Origin of the sequence: Streptomyces monticola (assembly GCF_042665355.1) — a bacterium.
Classification (GTDB): Bacteria; Actinomycetota; Actinomycetes; order Streptomycetales; family Streptomycetaceae; genus Streptomyces; species Streptomyces monticola.
This window is the reverse complement of sequence record NZ_JBHTCF010000005.1, coordinates 281,018-299,587: the sequence shown is the minus strand read 5'-3', so window position 1 is coordinate 299,587 and position 18,570 is coordinate 281,018. Positions and strand designations below refer to the sequence as shown.

General features: G+C 71.1%; 14 protein-coding genes. 9 read left to right on the top strand and 5 right to left on the bottom strand.

Annotated elements, in window-relative coordinates; all coding sequences use genetic code 11:
- Positions 1-18 precede the first annotated feature (18 nt).
- From ACFQVC_RS14965 to ACFQVC_RS14955, 3 genes are all read left to right on the top strand, one after another.
- Positions 19-1,437 carry an amino acid permease gene (locus tag ACFQVC_RS14965; RefSeq protein ID WP_381830875.1) on the top strand — a complete coding sequence of 473 codons (1,419 nt, stop codon included), beginning with the start codon at positions 19-21 and terminating at the stop codon, positions 1,435-1,437.
- A gap of 121 nt (positions 1,438-1,558) precedes the next feature.
- The gene (locus ACFQVC_RS14960) at positions 1,559-3,019 is read left to right on the top strand and encodes an amino acid permease (protein WP_381830874.1); all 1,461 of its coding nucleotides are present in this window, start codon (positions 1,559-1,561) and stop codon (positions 3,017-3,019) included.
- A gap of 136 nt (positions 3,020-3,155) precedes the next feature.
- Positions 3,156-3,797, top strand: a complete 642-nt coding sequence (locus tag ACFQVC_RS14955; RefSeq protein ID WP_381830873.1) for a superoxide dismutase — start codon at positions 3,156-3,158, stop codon at positions 3,795-3,797.
- A gap of 218 nt (positions 3,798-4,015) precedes the next feature.
- Here ACFQVC_RS14955 and ACFQVC_RS14950 read toward each other — a convergent pair whose 3' ends face one another.
- On the bottom strand, positions 4,016-4,627 hold the full coding sequence (locus ACFQVC_RS14950; RefSeq protein ID WP_381830872.1) for a hypothetical protein: 612 nt from the start codon (positions 4,625-4,627) through the stop codon (positions 4,016-4,018).
- 160 nt (positions 4,628-4,787) lie between these two features.
- Here ACFQVC_RS14950 and ACFQVC_RS14945 point away from each other — a divergent pair, with 160 nt between their 5' ends.
- From ACFQVC_RS14945 to ACFQVC_RS14935, 3 genes are read left to right on the top strand one after another with little or no spacing between them, the layout of a single operon-like run.
- Positions 4,788-7,025, top strand: coding sequence for an MMPL family transporter (locus ACFQVC_RS14945; protein ID WP_381830871.1), 2,238 nt, complete (start codon positions 4,788-4,790; stop codon positions 7,023-7,025).
- A 20-nt stretch (positions 7,026-7,045) separates the two neighbouring features.
- On the top strand, positions 7,046-8,305 hold the full coding sequence (locus tag ACFQVC_RS14940; protein WP_381830870.1) for a sensor histidine kinase: 1,260 nt from the start codon (positions 7,046-7,048) through the stop codon (positions 8,303-8,305).
- Positions 8,302-8,970, top strand: coding sequence for a response regulator (locus tag ACFQVC_RS14935; protein ID WP_381830869.1), 669 nt, complete (start codon positions 8,302-8,304; stop codon positions 8,968-8,970). The genes ACFQVC_RS14940 and ACFQVC_RS14935 overlap by 4 nt, the downstream gene beginning before the upstream one ends.
- A 321-nt stretch (positions 8,971-9,291) precedes the next feature.
- On the opposite strand, the gene ACFQVC_RS14930 is transcribed toward ACFQVC_RS14935, so the two are convergent.
- The gene (locus ACFQVC_RS14930; protein ID WP_381830868.1) at positions 9,292-9,945 is read right to left on the bottom strand and encodes a mycothiol-dependent nitroreductase Rv2466c family protein; all 654 of its coding nucleotides are present in this window, start codon (positions 9,943-9,945) and stop codon (positions 9,292-9,294) included.
- Positions 9,946-10,101: 156 nt separating this feature from the next.
- On the opposite strand from ACFQVC_RS14930, the gene pepN reads away from it, so the two are divergent.
- Entirely contained in the window at positions 10,102-12,693 is a 2,592-nt protein-coding gene (gene pepN, locus ACFQVC_RS14925; protein WP_381830867.1) for an aminopeptidase N, read from the top strand.
- A 289-nt stretch (positions 12,694-12,982) separates the two neighbouring features.
- Complete coding sequence (locus ACFQVC_RS14920) at positions 12,983-14,065, top strand: hypothetical protein (protein WP_381830866.1); 1,083 nt, start codon at positions 12,983-12,985, stop codon at positions 14,063-14,065.
- A 96-nt stretch (positions 14,066-14,161) separates the two neighbouring features.
- Here ACFQVC_RS14920 and ACFQVC_RS14915 read toward each other — a convergent pair whose 3' ends face one another.
- From ACFQVC_RS14915 to ACFQVC_RS14905, 3 genes are all read right to left on the bottom strand, one after another.
- Positions 14,162-15,310, bottom strand: a complete 1,149-nt coding sequence (locus tag ACFQVC_RS14915; RefSeq protein ID WP_381830865.1) for a serine hydrolase domain-containing protein — start codon at positions 15,308-15,310, stop codon at positions 14,162-14,164.
- A gap of 99 nt (positions 15,311-15,409) precedes the next feature.
- Positions 15,410-17,146, bottom strand: a complete 1,737-nt coding sequence (locus ACFQVC_RS14910) for a TIGR03767 family metallophosphoesterase (RefSeq protein WP_381830864.1) — start codon at positions 17,144-17,146, stop codon at positions 15,410-15,412.
- 250 nt (positions 17,147-17,396) lie between these two features.
- Positions 17,397-17,852, bottom strand: coding sequence for an NUDIX hydrolase (locus tag ACFQVC_RS14905; protein WP_381830863.1), 456 nt, complete (start codon positions 17,850-17,852; stop codon positions 17,397-17,399).
- 156 nt (positions 17,853-18,008) lie between these two features.
- On the opposite strand from ACFQVC_RS14905, the gene ACFQVC_RS14900 reads away from it, so the two are divergent.
- Complete coding sequence (locus ACFQVC_RS14900) at positions 18,009-18,569, top strand: CGNR zinc finger domain-containing protein (RefSeq protein WP_381830862.1); 561 nt, start codon at positions 18,009-18,011, stop codon at positions 18,567-18,569.
- Position 18,570 lies beyond the last annotated feature (1 nt).

Here is an 18,570-nt window from a genome sequence, read left to right as displayed (position 1 = left end):
CTGAGAGCGCCCACCACCATGCACGATGCCCCGGCCGGCCAGGCCGAGCCGCAGGATCCGAAGCGACTTGTCCAGGAGTCCGAGCCGCTCTCCGCCGCGCTCAAGCAGCGCCATCTGACCATGCTCGGGCTGGGCGGAGTGATCGGCGCCGGGCTCTTCGTGGGCTCGGGTGCGGGGATCGCGGTCGCCGGTCCCGGCATCGTCCTGTCGTATCTGATCGCGGGTGTGCTCGCGATGCTGGTGATGCGGATGCTCGGCGAGATGTCCGCCGCCATGCCCGCGTCCGGGTCCTTCTCGGTGCACGCCGAGCGGGCAATCGGCCGCTGGGCGGGGTTCAGCGCCGGCTGGCTGTACTGGTTCCTGCTCGTCGTGGTGCTCGCCGTGGAGGCGACGGCGGCCGCGCAGATCGCGAACGGCTGGGTCTCCGCCGTGCCGCAGTGGGCCTGGGTGCTGATCTTCATGGTGGTGTTCACCGCCACGAACCTCACGGCCGTGCGGAACTTCGGTGAGTTCGAGTTCTGGTTCGCCGCGCTCAAGGTCGGCGCCATCGTGCTCTTCCTGGTGCTCGGCGGGCTCGCCGTCTTCGGGGTTCTTCCCGACACGGATCCGGTCGGGCTCACCAACCTGACCGGCCAGGGCGGGTTCCTGCCCCATGGGTGGGCCGGTGTGATCTCCGGGGTCCTGGCCGTCGTCTTCGCCTTCGGCGGCCTGGAGGTCGTGACGATCGCGGCCGCCGAGTCGGACGACCCTGCGCGCTCGGTGTCACGGGCCGTGCGCAGCGCGGTGTGGCGGATCCTCTTCTTCTACGTGGGCTCGATGCTGGTCATCGTGACGGTGCTGCCGTGGACGGCGCAGAAGGCCGGGCTCAGCCCGTATGTCACCGTGCTCGACTCGATCGGGGTGCCGTCGGCCGGGCAGATCATGAACATCGTGGTGTTCGTGGCGCTGCTCTCGGCGCTCAACGCCAATCTGTACGGCTCCTCGCGGATGGTCTTCTCGCTCGCCGAGCGCGGTGAGGCGCCGAAGGCGCTGCTCAAGGTGTCGAAGGGCGGGGTGCCGCGGCGGGCCGTGCTCGCCTCGGTCGCTTTCGGCTTCGTGTCCGTGCTGCTCAATCTGAAGTGGCCCGACTCCGTCTTCCTCTACATGCTCAACGCCGTGGGCGCCGTCCTGATCTTCGTGTGGGCGCTGATCGCCGTGTCGCAGCTGCGGCTGCGGCGGCAGATCGAGGAGTCGGCGCCCGAGCGGCTCGTCCTGAAGATGTGGTGCTTCCCGTGGCTGACCTGGGCCGCGCTCGCCGCCATGGCCACGGTGGTCGGCCTGATGCTGACGGACTCCGCGGCCCGGCCGCAGCTGCTGTGGTCGGCGGGAGCGGCGGCCGCGGTCCTCGTGGTGGCGGGGCTGCGCGAGGTGCGGGACCGGCGAAGCAACGGGAAGTGACCGAACTCCCACGTACCGTAAGCAAGTTGTCCGGATAGCGGGCCGGATCTTCTGCTGAGCGGTGAGGGCGCTCACACTGACGGGTGCCTCTACCGTCTCACGTACTGGACCCCCCGCGACCATGACTCGGACAACGCTGGATAAAGAGGAAGTGTCGGGCACCTCGGCGGGCGGCTCACCGCTCTCCAACAGCCTGAAACAGCGCCACCTTTCCATGATCGCCCTCGGTGGTGTGATCGGGGCCGGCCTCTTCGTGGGCTCCGGTGCCGCCATCGCCGCCGCAGGGCCGTCGATCATCGTCGCGTATGCGATATCCGGCGCCCTCGTCATGCTCGTGATGCGGATGCTCGGCGAGATGTCCGCCGCCAACCCCGCATCCGGCTCCTTCTCGGTGCACGCCGAGCGGGCGATCGGCCCCTGGGCCGGCTTCACCGCGGGCTGGTCCTTCTGGTTCCTGCTCTGCGTGGCCGTGGGCCTCGAGGGCATCGGCGCCGCGAAGATCATGCACGGCTGGATCCCGAGCGTGCCCGAGTGGGGCTTCGTGGCCCTGTTCATGCTGATGTTCTGTGTCACGAACCTGATCTCGGTGCGCAACTTCGGTGAGTTCGAGTTCTGGTTCGCCGCGCTCAAGATCGGCGCGATCGTCCTCTTCCTCGGCATCGGCGTGCTCGCGATCGCGGGCGTGCTGCCGGACAACGAAGCGCCCGGCCTGTCCAATCTCACCGGCCAGGGCGGCTTCTTCCCCAACGGCAGCGAGGGGCTGATCGTCGGACTCCTGGCCTCCGTCTTCGCGTACGGCGGCCTGGAGACCGTCACCATCGCCGCGGCCGAGTCCGAGCACCCCATCCAGGGCGTGGCCAAGGCGGTGCGCACCGCGATGTGGCGGATCGCGATCTTCTACGTCGGCTCGATGGCCGTCATCGTGACGCTCGTGCCGTGGGACAACCCGGCGCTCCCCAACCCGGACAAGGGTTCCTACGTCGTGACCCTGGAGCACCTCGGCCTGCCGGCCGCGGGCCAGATCATGAACGTCGTCGTGCTCATCGCCCTGCTGTCCGCGATGAACGCCAACATCTACGGCGCCTCCCGTATGGCCGGCTCGCTGGTCTCGCGCGGCCAGGGGCCGAAGGCGCTCGGCAAGGTCTCCGGCGGTGTGCCGCGGGTCGCCGTGCTGACCTCCAGCGTCTTCGGTTTCGTCTGCGTGCTGCTCAGCTACTGGTACCCGGAGACCCTGTTCGCCTGGCTGCTCAACATCATCGGCGCGATCATCCTGGTCGTCTGGTTCTTCATCGCCGCCGCCCAGCTGCGGATGCGCGCCAAGCTGCAGCGTGAGGCGCCGGAGAAGCTGGTCGTGAAGATGTGGGCGTACCCGTATCTGACCTGGGTGGCCCTCGCCGGCATGGCGACGGTCTTCGTTCTGATGGCGCGTGAGGAGGGCACCCGGGTGCAGCTGTACTACACGGGCGGCCTGACCGTCGTGCTCGCCCTGACCGGGCTCGCGCTGCAGTGGTCGCGCTCGCGCGGCACGGCGGCCGCCCCGGCCGGTGACACCGCCGGCGCCGAGGCCGACGCCAAGGACTGACGCGGCACCATCGCGCCGCGAGGCCCCCACCCGACACGGGTGGGGGCCTTCGTCATGCCCGCCCGCGACCCGTGCGACAGTTGCTGCTAGCCTGCAGTTGCAAGCTATTTGCAATAAGAGCCCGGAGGGGACCCCGATGGCCGTTTACACACTTCCTGAACTCCCTTATGACTACTCCGCGTTGGCACCCGTGATCAGCCCCGAGATCATCGAGCTGCACCACGACAAGCACCACGCGGCTTACGTGAAGGGCGCCAACGACACGCTGGAGCAGCTGGCGGAGGCGCGCGACAAGGAGACCTGGGGCTCCATCAACGGCCTTGAGAAGAACCTCGCCTTTCACCTTTCCGGCCACATCCTGCACTCCATCTACTGGCAGAACATGACCGGTGACGGCGGCGGCGAGCCCCTGGAGAAGGACGGTGTGGGCGAGCTCGCGGACGCCATCGCCGAGTCCTTCGGCTCCTTCGCCGGATTCAAGGCCCAGCTGACCAAGGCCGCCGCGACCACGCAGGGTTCGGGCTGGGGCGTCCTCGCCTTCGAGCCGGTCAGCGGCCGTCTCGTCGTCGAGCAGATCTACGACCACCAGGGCAACGTCGGCCAGGGCTCCACGCCGATCCTGGTCTTCGACGCCTGGGAGCACGCCTTCTATCTGCAGTACAAGAACCAGAAGGTGGACTTCATCGAGGCGATGTGGGCGGTCGTCAACTGGCAGGACGTGGCGAAGCGTTACGCCGCCGCGAAGGAGCGCTCGTACAACCTGCTGCTGGCCCCGTAAGGCGTGCCTTCGGGCATGCCATCAGGCGTGCCCCAAGGCGTGCCCTGAGCCGGACAGCGGCCAAGAACACCTGCTCGTGATCGTCTTCTCAACTTTCACCGGGCAGGCGGTAGAAGGACGACCCCCGCTGGGGGCACCTCCCAGCGGTAGCCGGGGGAGTGACTCGCGGGGGTCGTCTGCACTCTGTGCGGGGGCGCCCGCGAATCGTTCGGTGCCGGTCACGCCGTCAGGCCGTCGAGCTCGCCCGCCGCCGCGAACTCCCTTGCCAGGCCCGTCTCGTGGAGCCTCGCGAAGGGGGTGAACGGGATGCCGTACTCGGATTCGCCGCGGTCGAAGTTCCAGCTCTTGTGCACCTCGAAGCGGTACGTGACGGCCGTGCGGCCGCCCGCCTTGACCCGGACCGTGCCACTCAGGCGGTACTGGACGCCGCGCAGCGCCAGCCAGAGGTCCGCGCTGCGGCGGCGCGTGACGGTGATACCGCGCCAGCCGCTGTCGGCGGGATACACACCGGGGCCGAGCGCCAGGGCCTGCGCGCGCCAGCGGGCCAGCTGTACGTCGGCCGCGGCGCGCACCGCGGGCAGCGCGAGCAGGGCCCCGGCGTCCAGGGGGTACGGGGTGCCGGAGCCGCACAGATAGTGGCGCAGGGTCGCCGCTGCCGTCGGCAGTCCGAGCGCCGCCCACAGCGGGGGCAGGCCGCGGCACACCAGGTGCAGCGCGCGGTCGTAGGGGCGCGGGCGCAGCGACGCGTACGGGGCGTTCCCGTTCGGGATACGCGGATCGTCACGGCCGCCGTCGCGGCCCAGCGGGGTTGCGAGGTCGGCCTGGCCCATACGGGGACGCTAAACGAGCAGACGGCGGGGCGCCTGTCGGGGGGCCGGCCGCAGTGCCTGCCGGGGGTTTTCCCCACCGCCTCCTTCCGCCGATGGGTGGACGGCAAGTCCCACCGGGCGATGCTGTCGTCGCGCACCCCCCGGCGACCAGGCTTTCCGTATGAATCAACTCCCTGTGCGCGCGGCCCGGTGGAGCGCCCTGCACCCCTGGCGCGCGATCCTCGGCTGGCTGCTGTTCGTCGCCCTGTGTCCCGGCGCGGGTATCGCCGTCGGCACCCATGACGCGACGAGTGCCGACTACCGGGTGGGCGAGGCGGGCCGGGCCGAGGCCATGGCCGCCGACGGACGGCTCCTCCAGGAGTCCACCGAGCGGGTGCTGATCACCGCGCGCTCCGGCGCCCTGGACGAGCGCGCCGCCGCGGCCGCCGCGGATGAGGTGCGCACCCGGATGGCGAAGCTGCCCGAGGTCGCGGGGGTGGCGGCGGCGCGCACCGCGAGGGATGGCGCGGCGGTCGTGGTCGAGGTGGCCATGAAGGGCGAGGAGCGCCTGGCGCAGGACCATGTCGACCCGCTGCTCGCCCAGACCGCCGCCGTCCAGGACGCCCACCCGGGGCTGCGGGTCGAGCAGACCGGCAGCGCCTCCGTCAGCAAGGGGGTCGACGGCCAGCGCTCAAAGGACCTGGCGCTTTCGGAGCGGATCGCGCTGCCGGTCACCCTGGTCACGCTGCTGCTCGTCTTCGGCTCGGTGGCGATGGCCGCGGTGCCGCTGCTGCTCGCGCTGTCGTCGATCGTCGGGGCCGTCGGCCTGTCGATGCTGGCCTCGCATCTCTCCCCCGACGCCGGGGTCTCCATGAATGTGATCCTGATGATCGGGCTCGCCGTCGGCGTCGACTACACGCTCTTCTACCTGAAGCGGGAACGCGAGGAACGGGCCCGCGCCGGCGGGCAGTTGAGCTCCGCGGCGCTCGTGGAACTGGCCGCGGCCACCTCGGGACGGGCCGTCGTCGTGTCCGGGCTTGCCGTCGTCGCCTCCACGGCGACGCTCTATCTCGCCTCCGACGTGATCTTCTCCTCGCTCGCCACCGGCACGATCGTCGTCGTCCTGGTCGCCGTGGCCAGCTCCCTGACCGTGCTTCCCGCGCTCCTGGTCAAGCTCGGCCGCCGCGCCGAGCGCAGGGCCGCGCGCAAGGCCCGGCGGATGGCCGCACGCGGTGCTCGTCCGCGTACACCGCGGCGTTCCCGGGCGCGCTCCGGCCGCGTATGGGACGCCCTGATGCGGCCCGCGAGCCGGCGGCCCGCGCTCTCCCTGGCCGTCTCGGTCCTCGCGATGCTCGCCCTGGCCGCGCCCGTCGCCGGCCTGAACCTCACCGAGATGAGCCGCGACACCCACTCCGGTGAGATCCCCGCCATGCGGACCTACGACCGGCTCAACGCGGCCTTCCCCGAACTGCGCGTCACCCACCAGGTGGTGGTGCGCGCCGACGCGGACCGGGCCGGGCAGGTCGGCGCCGCGCTGCGCGAACTCGGGCGCCGGGCCGCGGCCGATCCCCTGTTCACCGGTGAGCCGCGCCTTCGCACCTCAGCCGACCGCCGGGTCGCCGTCCTCGAACTGTCCGTGCCGTACCTGGGCGACTCCGACGAGGCGCACACGTCCCTCTCCCGTCTGCGGGACGACTACGTGCCCGCGACCACCGGCCGGATCACGGGCGCCGAGACCGGCGTGACCGGTGACGTCGCCCGCTACGCCGACTACCCCGCGCACCAGAGCGGCAAGCTGCCCCTCGTCGTCGGGGCGCTGCTCCTCGTGACCTTCGTGATGACGGCCCTGGCGTTCCGCTCCGTGGTGCTCGGTGTGCTCGGCGTCGTACTGAATCTGCTGTCGGCGGCCGCCTCGCTCGGGCTGCTCGTCCTTGTGTTCCAGGGGAGTTGGGCCGAGAACCTGCTCGCCTTCGAGTCGACCGGGTCGATCGGCTCACGGGTGCCGCTGTTCCTCTTCGTGATCCTCTTCGGACTCTCCATGGACTACCAGGTGTTCGTGGTCAGCCGGATCAGGGAGGCCGCCCTCGCCGGTGTGCCCACGAGACAGGCGGTGCTCGACGGGATACGCAACTCGGCGGGCGTGGTGACCAGCGCGGCGGTCGTCATGGTCACCGTCTTCGCCACCTTCGTCGCGCTGCACCTCATCGAGATGAAGCAGATCGGCTTCGTCCTGGCCACCGCCGTGCTCCTGGACGCCTTCATCATCCGGATCGTGATCCTGCCCTCGGCCATGCTGCTCCTCGCCGAGGCCAGCTGGTGGCCGTCGCGTCCCGGACGGCGCCGGGGCTCGCCGCCGGACGGGACCGTGCGGAGGCCGAAAGCACCCGGAGCCCGGATCACGGCGGCCGACGCACGGTGAACCGACGTACGTTGAGTGCCATGACTCCTGCCGCGACGCCTGCCGCTCTTGCCGCGACGCCCGCCGCCGGACTCGCCACCGGCCTGTTCCGGGACCCGACGCTGCGCCGCTGGAACGTGGTGTGCCGGATCCTCTTCGGGGCCCTGGCCGTCGGGCTCGCCGCGATGGACCGGCCGGGCGCGAGCAAGTACGCGGCGCTCGCCCTGCTCGGCTGTGTCGTCATCGGCCACACGGTCCTCGACCGGTTCCCCGGCAACCCCGTCGTCGGCCCGCACACGTATCTCACGGTCCTGGTGCTCTGCCTGGGCGGGCTCGCCTATCTGCGCAGCGGCTTCGGGGCGCTGTTCATGGTGACGCTGCCGCACTTCTGGATGTACGGGCGCGGCCGGCGGGCCTCGTTGGTCTTCCTCGGGCTCGCCACCGCCGCCGCGCTCACCGGGAGCGCGCTGCGCCAGGGCCCGTCGGCGGCGTTCTTCGGCGAGACCCTCGTATCCGTCCTGGTCGTCGTCGCCGTGGGGGTCCTGATCGGCCTGTGGGCGCACGCGGTTGTCGCGCAGAGCGATGAACGGGCCCGTCTCATCGAGGAGTTGGAGGACACCCAGGCACGCCTCGCCGAGGCCCACCAGCGCCAGGGCGCCGCGGACGAGCGTGAGCGCCTCGCCCGTGACATCCATGACACGCTCGCCCAGGGCTTCGCCTCGATCGTGGTCCTCGCGGAGGCGGCCAGGGCCGGGCTTCCGTCCGACCCGGGCAAGAGCGCCCGGCAGCTGCGGTCCATCGAGTCCACCGCCCGCGAGAACCTCGCCGAGGCCCGGGTGCTCGTCGGCTCCGCACAGAACAACCACCGGGTCGACCGGGGCACGCTCGCCGAGCTGCTCCGCCGCACCCTGGACCGTTTCGCCGAGGACACCGGGCTCACCGTCGACGCGGAGCTGCGGGACATCGACTGCGACCAGCCCACCCGGATCGCACTCCTGCGCTGCACCCAGGAGTCCCTGGCCAATGTCCGCAAGCACTCCGCCGCCGGCACCGTGGGCGTGGTCCTGGCGCGGCAGCCGTACGGCGTGGAGCTCGAGATCACCGACGACGGCGCCGGTTTCGCCGCGGTCCGCTCGCACGGCTTCGGCCTCGAAGGGATGCGCAAACGCCTCGCCGAACTGGGCGGGGAGCTGACCGTCACCAGCGCGCCCGGTGACGGCACCCGGATCCTGGCGCGGATTCCGGTGGCGGGCGCGGCCCCGGCCGGGCAGAGCGCCGAGGAGAGCGGGGTGACGGCATGACCATCCAGCGGGGTGACGGCATGACCGTCCGTATCGTCGTGGTCGACGACCACACCGTGATGCGCGCCGGGGTGGTCGCGCTGCTCGCCGCCGAGCCGGGCATCGAGATCGTCGGCGAGGCCGGTGACGGCCGGGCCGCCCTCGGACTCGTGGCCCGCCACTCCCCCGACGTGGCCCTGGTCGACCTGCGGATGCCGGTGCTCGACGGGGTGGCCACCACCGCCGAGATCGTCGCCCGGCACCCGCGGACCCGGGTCCTCATCCTGACGACGTACGACACCGACGCGGACATCGAGCGCGGCGTCGAGGCCGGGGCGATCGGCTATCTCCTGAAGGACACCACCCGCGAGCAGCTGGCCGACGCGATCCGCTCGGCGGCCAGGGGCGAGACGGTGCTCGCGCCGCGGGTGGCGGAACGGCTCGTGGCGCGGATGCGGCAGCCGGCCCAAGTGCCGCTGACCGGCCGTGAGGTGGATGTCCTCAACGCGGTCGCCGACGGCCTGACGAACGCCGAGATCGGGCGCCGGCTTGTGATCGCGGAGGCGACGGTGAAGACACATCTGCTGCGGCTCTTCGCGAAGCTGGACGCGAAGGACCGTACGCACGCGGTGGTGATCGCGCTGGAGCGGGGGTTGCTGCAGCGCTCCACGGAGGGGCCGGGGTGATGCACCTGCGGGTGCGTCGTGCGTCGTGAGCACCTGCGGGTGCGTCGTGCGTCGTATGCACCTGCGGGTGCGTCGTGCGTCGTATGCACCTGCGGGTGCGTCGTGAGCACCTGCGGGTGCGTCGTGCGTCGTGAGCACCTGCGGGTGCGTCGTGCGTCGTGAGCACCTGCGGGTGCGTCGTGCGTCGTATGCACCTGCGGGTGCGTCGTGCGTCGTGAGCACCTGCGGGTGCGTCGTGGCCGGGCGCGCCCCGCGGCGGAGCCGCATATCGACACAGCCCCGCGCCCCTTTGGGGCGCGGGGAACTGCACCGGACTTCGTCTCAGGCCAGGTTCGAGAAGTCCGGGCCTGCCGTGCGGGTGCGCTTGATCTCGTAGAAGCCCGGGGTGCCGGCCACGAGCAGGGTGCCGTCCCAGAGCCTGGCGGCCGCCTCGCCCTGCGGGGCGGGGGTGACGACGGGGCCGAAGAAGGCGATCTGCTCGCCGTCCGCGCCGGGCACCGCGATCACCGGGGTGCCGACCTCCTGGCCGACCTTGTCGATGCCCTCCTTGTGGGAGGCGCGCAGTTCCTTGTCGTAACGGTCGGAGTCCATGTACTCGAGCAGCGACTCGGGCAGACCGACGTCCTTGAGGGCGGCCGCGACGGCCTCGCGGGTGGCGCCCTCGCCACGGTTGTGGAAGCGGGTGCCGAGCGCGGTGTAGAGCTTGCCGACGACCTCGTCGCCGTGCAGCTGCTGTGCGGCGATCACCACGCGCACCGGACCCCAGGCCTGCTCCATGGCCTCCCGGTACTGCTCGGGCAGCTCGTCCAGCTTGTCCTCGTTGAGTACGGCGAGGCTCATCACGTGCCAGCGGACCTCCACCGGGCGGACCTTCTCGACTTCGAGCATCCACCGCGAAGTCATCCAGGCCCAGGGGCACAGCGGGTCGAACCAGAAGTCGGCGATGACCTTGTCATTCGACGCCTTGGCGGTCATGTCTCTCCTCGCACAGCTCAGATCGTGGACATTCGTGAATTCGGTCGCACCTAGTGCGCGGCAACACCTGACGCGGCGAGGGCATTCCCGGATGCTCCTGGTCGGGGCCTCATGGGAGGATCGTAGGCAATTCGAACGCGTCACGAAGGAGTGCCCGTGCCCGGTGAGAACCTGTCCCGCGACGAGGCCCGCGAGCGGGCCGCCCTGCTGTCCGTCGACGGGTACGAGGTGGCGCTCGACCTGCGCTCCGCAGTCGGCGCCCCCGCCGACGGTGACGCCGAGCCGCGTACGTTCCGCTCGGTGACCACGATCCGCTTCCGCTGCAACGAGCCGGGCGCGGCCTCCTTCGCGGATCTGATCGCGCCGTCCGTGACGGCCCTCTCGCTCAACGGCACGGACCTCGACCCCTCCGAGGTCTTCGACGGCTCGCGCATCCAGCTGGAGGACCTGCGCGCGGACAACGAGCTGGTGGTCGACGCCCGGTGCGCCTACAGCCGCACCGGCGAGGGCATGCACCGCTTCGTCGACCCGGAGGACGGCGAGGTCTATCTCTACACGCAGTACGAACCGGCCGACTCCCGGCGCGTCTTCGCCAACTTCGAGCAGCCCGACCTCAAGGCGCCCTTCCGCATGGAGGTCACGGCGCCCGAGGGCTGGACGGTGTGGTCCAACGGCGCGGGTGAACTGCACGACGGGGTCTGGCGGTTCGCGGAGACCAAGCCGATCTCGACGTACATCACGGCGTTCGTGGCCGGTCCTTACCACTACGTCACGGACACCTACGAGCGCACCTTCGACGACGGTACGCGGCTGACCGTCCCGCTGGGCGCGATGTGCCGCAAGGGGCTCGCCCCGTACTTCGACGCCGACGACGTGTTCCTGGTGACGAAGCAGGGCCTGGACTTCTTCCACGACCACTTCGACTACCCGTACCCCTTCGGCAAGTACGACCAGGCCTTCGTGCCCGAGTACAACCTCGGCGCCATGGAGAACCCCGGCTGTGTCACCTTCCGCGAGGAGTTCATCTTCCGCGGCAAGGTCACGCAGGCCTCGTACGAGCGGCGGGCCAACGTCATCCTGCACGAGATGGCGCACATGTGGTTCGGCGACCTGGTCACCATGCAGTGGTGGGACGACCTGTGGCTGAAGGAGTCCTTCGCGGACTTCATGGGCTCCTTCTCGATGGTCAACGCGACCCGCTTCACCAACGGCTGGATCACCTTCGCCAACAACCGCAAGTCCTGGGCCTACCGGGCCGACCAGCTGCCGTCCACCCACCCGATCACGGCCGACATCCGTGACCTGGAGGACGCCAAGCTCAACTTCGACGGCATCACCTACGCCAAGGGCGCGAGCGTCCTGAAGCAGCTCGTCGCATACGTCGGGCAGGACGCGTTCCTGGAGGGCGCCCGGCGCTACTTCAAGCGGAACGCCTACGGGAACACGGAGCTGGGCGACCTCCTGTCCGTCCTGGAGGAGACGTCCGGGCGCGACATGGGCGAGTGGGCGCGTGCCTGGCTGCAGACGGCCGGGGTCAACTCGCTCACCCCCGCGGCCACTTACGACGCCGAGGGCCGGATCACCGAGCTCGCCGTCCTCCAGGAGGCGGCCGAGACGCACCCCGAACTGCGGCCGCACCGCGTGGCCGTGGGCCTGTACCGGCGCGAGGCCGATGGCGATCTGGTGCGGTACGCGCGCGCCGAGGCGGATGTCGCCGGGCCCCGTACGGTCATCGCCGAGCTCGCGGGCGAGCAGCGGCCCGAGCTGATCCTCGTCAACGACGACGACCTGACGTACTGCAAGATCCGCTTCGACGAGGGCTCCCTCGACACCCTGCGGGACCACCTCGGATCCCTCACGGACCCGCTGGCGCGCGCGCTGTGCTGGACCGCCCTTTGGAACCTCACCCGGGACGCGCTGATGCCCGCGCGTGACTTCGTCGGCCTGGTGCTGCGGTTCGCCGGGCGCGAGTCGGACATCGGGGTCCTGCAGATGCTGCACACCTGGGCGCGCTCGGCCCTGACGCACTACGCGGCACCCGAGTGGCGCGAGGAGGGCGCACGCCTTGTCTCCGAGGGCGCCCTTCGCGAGCTGCGGCTCGCCGAGCCGGGCAGCCAGCACCAGCTGACGTGGGCGCGGTTCTTCGCCTCGGTGGCATCGTCGGACGCCGATCTGCAGCTGCTGCAGGGGCTGTTGGGCCAGCTGGAGAGCCCCGCGAAGATCGACGGTCTCGAGGTCGACCAGGAGCTGCGCTGGTCCTTCCTCGAACCGCTGGCCTCGCACGGGCGGGCGGACGCGTCCGTCCTCGCCGCCGAGCTCGCCCGCGACGACACCGCGTCCGGCAAGCGGCACCAGGTGCGGTGTCTGGCCGCACGCCCCTCGGCGGAGGTCAAGGCGCAGGCGTGGGCGCAGGTCGTGGAGTCGGACGCGCTGTCCAACGCGCTGGTCGAGGCGACGATCGCGGGCTTCGCGCAGCCCTCGCAGCGGGAGTTGCTCGCGCCGTACGCGGCGCGGTACTTCGAGGTGATCGAGCGGGTCTGGGAGGAGCGGTCGATCCAGATCGGGATGCATGTGGTGCGGGGGATGTTCCCCGCGCTCCTCGACTCCCCGGAGACGCTGGCGGCCACGGACGCGTGGCTCTCGTCCCACGCCTCGGCGCCCCCCGCGCTGCGCCGCCTGGTGATCGAGGCTCGCGACGACCTCGCCCGGACCCTGCGGGGTCAGGCTTGTGACGCGGCTGCGGGCTGAACGTCTCGGGGCTCCGCCCCGGACCCCTCCCCCAAGCTCTCGACTTCGCTCGAGCAGGGGGACCCCCATCTCAAACGCCGGAGGGGCTGAGTCTTGCCGGAGGGGCTGATCTGTCAGCCCCTCCGGGGACGAACTTGTGACGAGCCGGGCGGCCGATGGCCGTAACCCCCCAGGGGACCTGGACTTTTCGGCATAACCCCCGGAGGGCTTTAGTGCGAGCTTGTCCGTATTTGTCGACGAGCGTGTAACAGCGGTTAGGAAGCCCGCGGGCTGCGGGAAACCCCGAGGCATGAACCACAACACCCCGGTCTCCCCCCGCCCCCTCCGTCACCTCTCGGACGCCCAGCGCCGGGTCCTGACCGCCGCGCAGCTGCGCTCGCACGGGATCTCCGCCGCCGAGACCACCGCCCAGTGCCGCCCGGGCGGGCCGTGGCAGCAGATCCTGCCGGGCGTCTTCCTGCTGCACCCCGGCCCGCCGACCAGCGAGGAGCGGCTGCACGCCGTGCTGCTCTACGCCAACCGGCCTCCGGGCGCCGCCCCCGGTGGCGTACCGCAGCAGTCGGAGGCCTCGGCCGCCGCCGCGTCGCTGCCGCCCGCCCGGCGCTCGGCGGAGTCCCAGCTCCCCGGCGGGGACGCGATGATCACGGGGCTCGCGGCGCTCGCCCTGCACCGGTTCTCCTCCGCTCCCCCGCTGCTCTCCCTGGACCGGATCGACGTGCTCGTACCGCGCACCCGGCGGCTGAAGTCCACCGGCTGCGCCCGGGTCCTCAGGAGCCCGTCGCTGCCGCAGTCGCAGCAGGTCACCGGGGTGCCCGTGGCGCCCGTGCCGAGGGCGCTCGCGGACGCCGTCGCGCAGCTCGCCGACGCGGGTGCCGTACGCCGGCTGCTCACCGAGGCGGTACGCGGCGGCCACTGCGAACCCGCCGCCATCGTCAAGGAGTTGAACGCGGCCCGGCTCCTGAACCGGCCGCATGTCGTCGACGCCGTGGACTCGCTGCTCGCCGAAGGGCGGGCCATCGCCGAGGACCGGCTCTACGAGATGGTGCGCGAGCACGGTCTGCCCGATCCGCTGTGGAACATCGACCTGCGGCTGCCCGGCGGCCCGCACCTGGGCGGCGTCGACGCCTACTGGCCCGACCAGGCCGTCGCCGTCGAGCTCGACACCCGTGCCCCACGTCAGGACGAGGATGCCCTGTGGTCCGAATACGCCCGCAAGCGCGAGCACTTGGAGCGCCTCGGTATCACCGTCGTACACATCACGCCGAAGAAGCTGCGCGAGTCGGTGGAGCAGCAGGCGGCCGTCGTCCGCACCGCCCTGATGGCGTCGTCGGACCGGGACCCGGCCGCCTATGTGGTGGTGCTGCCGCGTTAGAGCACGGGGGTACGGAAGCGAAGGCGCGGGGCCCGGACGGCGGGTCCCGCGCCTTCCTCCGTCAGCCGTGGGCTACTTGGGGCAGTACGCCGTGTGCTACTTGGGGCAGTACTCCGCCTCCACGACCGCCTCGCTGCCCCCGGCCCAGTCGCCGTTGAAGTTGAACGCCAGCACGTGGCCGCCGTCGGGCGAGGTGACCGCCTGGGAGAGGGAGCCGTGGATGCCGCCGCCGTGGCCCCAGACCTCGCCGCCGCAGGGCAGCCCGGACTTCATCAGGCCGAGGCCATAGCTCGCCTGGGGCGCCTCGTCGCCGACCGGGATCGTCGTCTTCATCTCCTTCAACTCCTGTGCGGGCAGCAGCTTTCCGCGCAGCAGCGCCGAGTAGAAGCGGTTCAGATCACCCGGCGACGAGATCATCTCGCCCGCCGCGCCCGCGCCCGACGGGTTCAGCTCGGTGACGTCATAGGTCTTGCCCGTGGCCTCCTGCGACAGCTTCGAGTAGGCCCGGCTGCTCGGCTTCGGCACTCCGGCGTCCGTGCCGGGGACGCTGGTGGCGTGCAGACCGAGCGGCTCGATGACCCGCTCCTCGACCTCCTCGCCGTACGGGGTGCCGGTGACCTTCTCGATCACCATGCCGGCCAGGATGTAGTTGGTGTTGGAGTAGCTCCAGCCCTTGCCCGGCTCGAAGGTGGGCTTGTGGCCGAGGGCTATGTCCACCAGCTCGCCGGGCTCGAAGGTGTCGTAGCGGTGCTCCAGGAACTCCTTGCCGAAGAAGGTCTCCTGGAACTCCGGGTCGTCGGTGTAGTTGTAGATGCCGCTGGTGTGATTGAGGAGCTGGCGGACGGTGATCTTCCCGCCGTCGTGGCCGTTTCCGTGGACGACGCCCGGCAGCCACTCCTCCACCGTGTCGTCGAGGTCGATCCGTCCCTCGGCCTGCAGCTGCAGCAGCACCGTCGCCACGAAGGTCTTGGTGATGGAGCCGACCCGGAAGCGGTCGTGGGCGCTGCGCGGCTTGCCCGTCTTGAGGTTGCCGACGCCCGACGTTCCCTTCCACGTGCCGTGCTTGTCCTTCGCCTGCCCCGCCACGCCCGGCACCCCGCCCTTCACGGCGGCGTCCATGGCCTCCTGGGTCGCCTGGTGCCCCCTGCCGGAGTCGGCCTGGGCGGGCACCGTGAAGGCCGTGGCGGTCAGCGCCGCCGTGGCCACGAGACCCACCAGACCGGTCCGCACCGTACGTACTGCCATGGGTGTTCCTTCCCCTCGTCCAGCTCGTCTGCTTTGTCGACGGGCAGGACTCACGGGGCGGCTGTGACGGTTGACGGGATGCGTGGGGTTGAGCGGTAATCAGCCCTTCTGGAGGACCAGTTCGGTGTTGCGGTCGTCGTTCTCGCCGCCCAGATCCGGCTTGCGGCCCGGGGCGTTGAAGGCCAGCTCCCGGTAGAGGGCGGCGAGTCCGGGCTGCGAGAGATCGGCGAAATCCGTGCGGTGCCCGGCGGCCGACTCGATGAGGGTGGTGAAGACGGAGAAGGTGCCGTCGTGGTTGTCGACCAGCTCCACGACCCGGGCGAGCTGCGGGAAGTCGATGTGCGATGCGGTGGTGATCTCCCAGAAGGAGCCCCGCGGGGTGATCTTGTTGCGGTGGCTGTGGCCGTTGATCCAGGCGAGGACACCGCGGTGCCGCTTGAGCAGCGCGACCACCTCGTCGCCGCCGTGCCGGGCCTCGCGCGGGCGCTGCGGGTCGGGGCGCAGATTGCGCATGCTGGCGCTGGTGTGGTGGCTGAAGACGACGACGTACCGGCCGTCCTCCTCGGCCGCCTTCAGTGTCCGCTTCAGCCAGTCGAACTGGGCCGTGCCGAGCGAGCCTTCGTAGTGGCCCGCCGGGTCCGTGGTGTCCAGGCTGACCCCGACCACGTCGTCGGAGATACGGAACGCGTAGTACTGCGTGCCCGCCGCGAGGTTGGCCTGCGTATAGCCGTGGCCGACCGGACCGGGACCCGCGTACGACGGGTCCAGGTGGGCCTGGACGTACTCGGTGGGCGTGAAGGGTGCGCGGGAGGCGTCCGGGGTGATGGAACGAAGCCGCTTGGCCTCGCTGCGCATCAGCTCCCTGAACTCCTTGCCCTTGGGGTCGAGGCCCTTCTTGACCGCCTTCCAGAAGGCGGCGCCCTGCGCGTCGGGCAGCGACATCAGCTTCTTGCCGCCGACCGCGAAGTCATGGAACCAGCTGTCGCCCGAGGCATAGCAGCCGCCGGGCAGGGAGTCGTGGTTGCCGACCGTGGAGTACCAGGGGAGATCGAGACCCGGACTGCGGACCTGGCGGATCGCGGCGTCGAGGAAACCGTCGACGGCCGGGAAGCCCGCCTGCTTGTCGGAGTCCCGCAGATCGCGGTCCTCCGGGTGCCAGAACTGCTTGAGGCCGCTGTTCTGCACGCCCTCGTAGCGGCGCGGGTCACCGGTGTTCGGGGTGATGGAGCCGCCGCTCATCGTCCGCAGGAACCAGTCGAGTTCGGCGCGCGAGTTGTTGTCGGTGTTGTCGCCCGTCGTCATCACGAAGCTCAGCGGGGCGCCGGTGGCGGGTGCGCCCCTGAGGGCGTTCACCCGCTCGACGAGGGCGACCGCCCCGGCCACGGACAGCGTCTCCTGCGGCCGCCAGGCGCTCGCGGTCTGGGCCCGCAGATACTCGTAGCGGAGCGGGTGCTGCACATCGACGATGTGCAGGTCCGTGAACTGTACGAAGGCGGCGAGCGCGGTACGCCGCTCGTCCCGGCCACCCTTGGGCGCGGCGATCTCGGGGCGTACGACGCGGGGCCATGCGGGGCCGTCACCGAGGCGCCGGTAGCCGCCGTGGCCGCGCGGGGTGGCGACGGTGCCGAGCGTCGTGCCGTTCTTGTACGGGGCGAGGGGCGCGGCGGGCGCCTTGCGCGAATGCAGCCTGGTGGCGGCGGCTGGACGGGCGGCGTTCGCCTCACCGCCGCTGAGGCCGAGTGCGAGTCCGATGCCGGTGGAGGCCGAGACGGCACCGGCGGCGGCGAGGAAGGAGCGGCGGTCGAGGCTGGCGGCGACTGAGCGTATGCGCGGCATGGCGCGGTCTCCCCGGGTGCGTGCGCTTCGGCGGTCCGACGGGGAGGTGCGGACTCCCGTCTCCCCTGGATCGTTGGCACCGGGGGTGGCCTGTGCGTTAACGCCGCCGCAACGGGGTGAGCCGATCGTGGTACGTGGATCTTGGCAGCGGTGTGCCCGTCATGGGGCGCTCCTCTTGCCGAGAGGAGACCGTCACGTTGTGTTCATCTGCCGGGGTAGGGCACCCACTTCGCCGCCGGAGCCCGGGAGTTCACTCCGCCGCCGCGACCCGCCCCACCGCCGGGCGGGCGCGCCACAGTTCGAGGCCCACGTCGACCAGGCCCACGCGGGGCAGCTCGGACACCGCGTCCAGGTCGTGCCAGGCCGCCATGTCCGTGGAGCCCGACTCCTCGTGGCGCAGGGCGCCGCCGGTGACCTCGCCCTCGTACACCAGGCGCAGCCCGTGGAAGTCGGCGAACGTGCCGAGCTTGCGCGGGTAGCGGCGACGGATGGAGTCCACGCCGAGGAGCCTGACCGGCTCGACGGCGTACCCCGTCTCCTCCTCGGCCTCCCGCACCACCGTGTCGTACGGGTCCTCACCGTGCTCCATGCCGCCCCCGGGCAGCGTCCATCGCTTGCTGCCGTCCCCCGCCACCCAGCGGGCGAGCAGAAGCCGTCCGCTTTGTACGCACACGGCGTAGGCCGCCACCCGGAGCTCTTTGTGCACACCCAGACGTTAGACCGGCGTCAGCGCCAATACACCGGATAGCACCGCCCCGTTCGAGGGGGAGGCGAGAGGCCGCCGTGACCGGACTCATCGCGGACAGGGCGCGCGCCAACCGGTGACGTACCCTTGACCGGTTAGTACTGAAAGGAGCCGCAGATGTCCGCCGCCGCGATCGATCCGCGCCCGCTGACCGGCGAGCCGCTCTCCCTCGACCTGCTCAACACCCGCTGGGTGCAGGACGGGCGGACCCGGGACCTGCTGACGGACACGGACGGGCTCGCGGTCTGGCTCAGCGCCAACGGCCTCGACGGACCCGGCCACCGCCCGTTCGCCGCCGACGCCGCGACGCTGCGGCACGCGCTGGCCGCCCGCGACGCGCTGGGGTCCGTCGTCGGCGACCCGGCCGGTCCCGAGGCTCTGCGGCGGCTCGACGCCGTGCTCGACCACGGGCGGATCCGTGCCGTGCTCGACGCCGAAGGACCGGGCGAGCGCCCGGAGTTCACGGATCCGGCGTGGGGCCCCGGCTGGCTCGCGGCCCGTGACTATCTGACGCTCCTGACGAAGGCGCCGGACCGGATCCGCGCCTGCGCGCACGAAGCGTGCACCCTCCACTTCTTCGATACGTCACGGAACGGGACGCGGCGCTGGTGCTCCATGGCGCTGTGCGGAAACCGGGCCAAGGCCTCCCGGCACTACGCGCGGACCCGCACCGACTGAC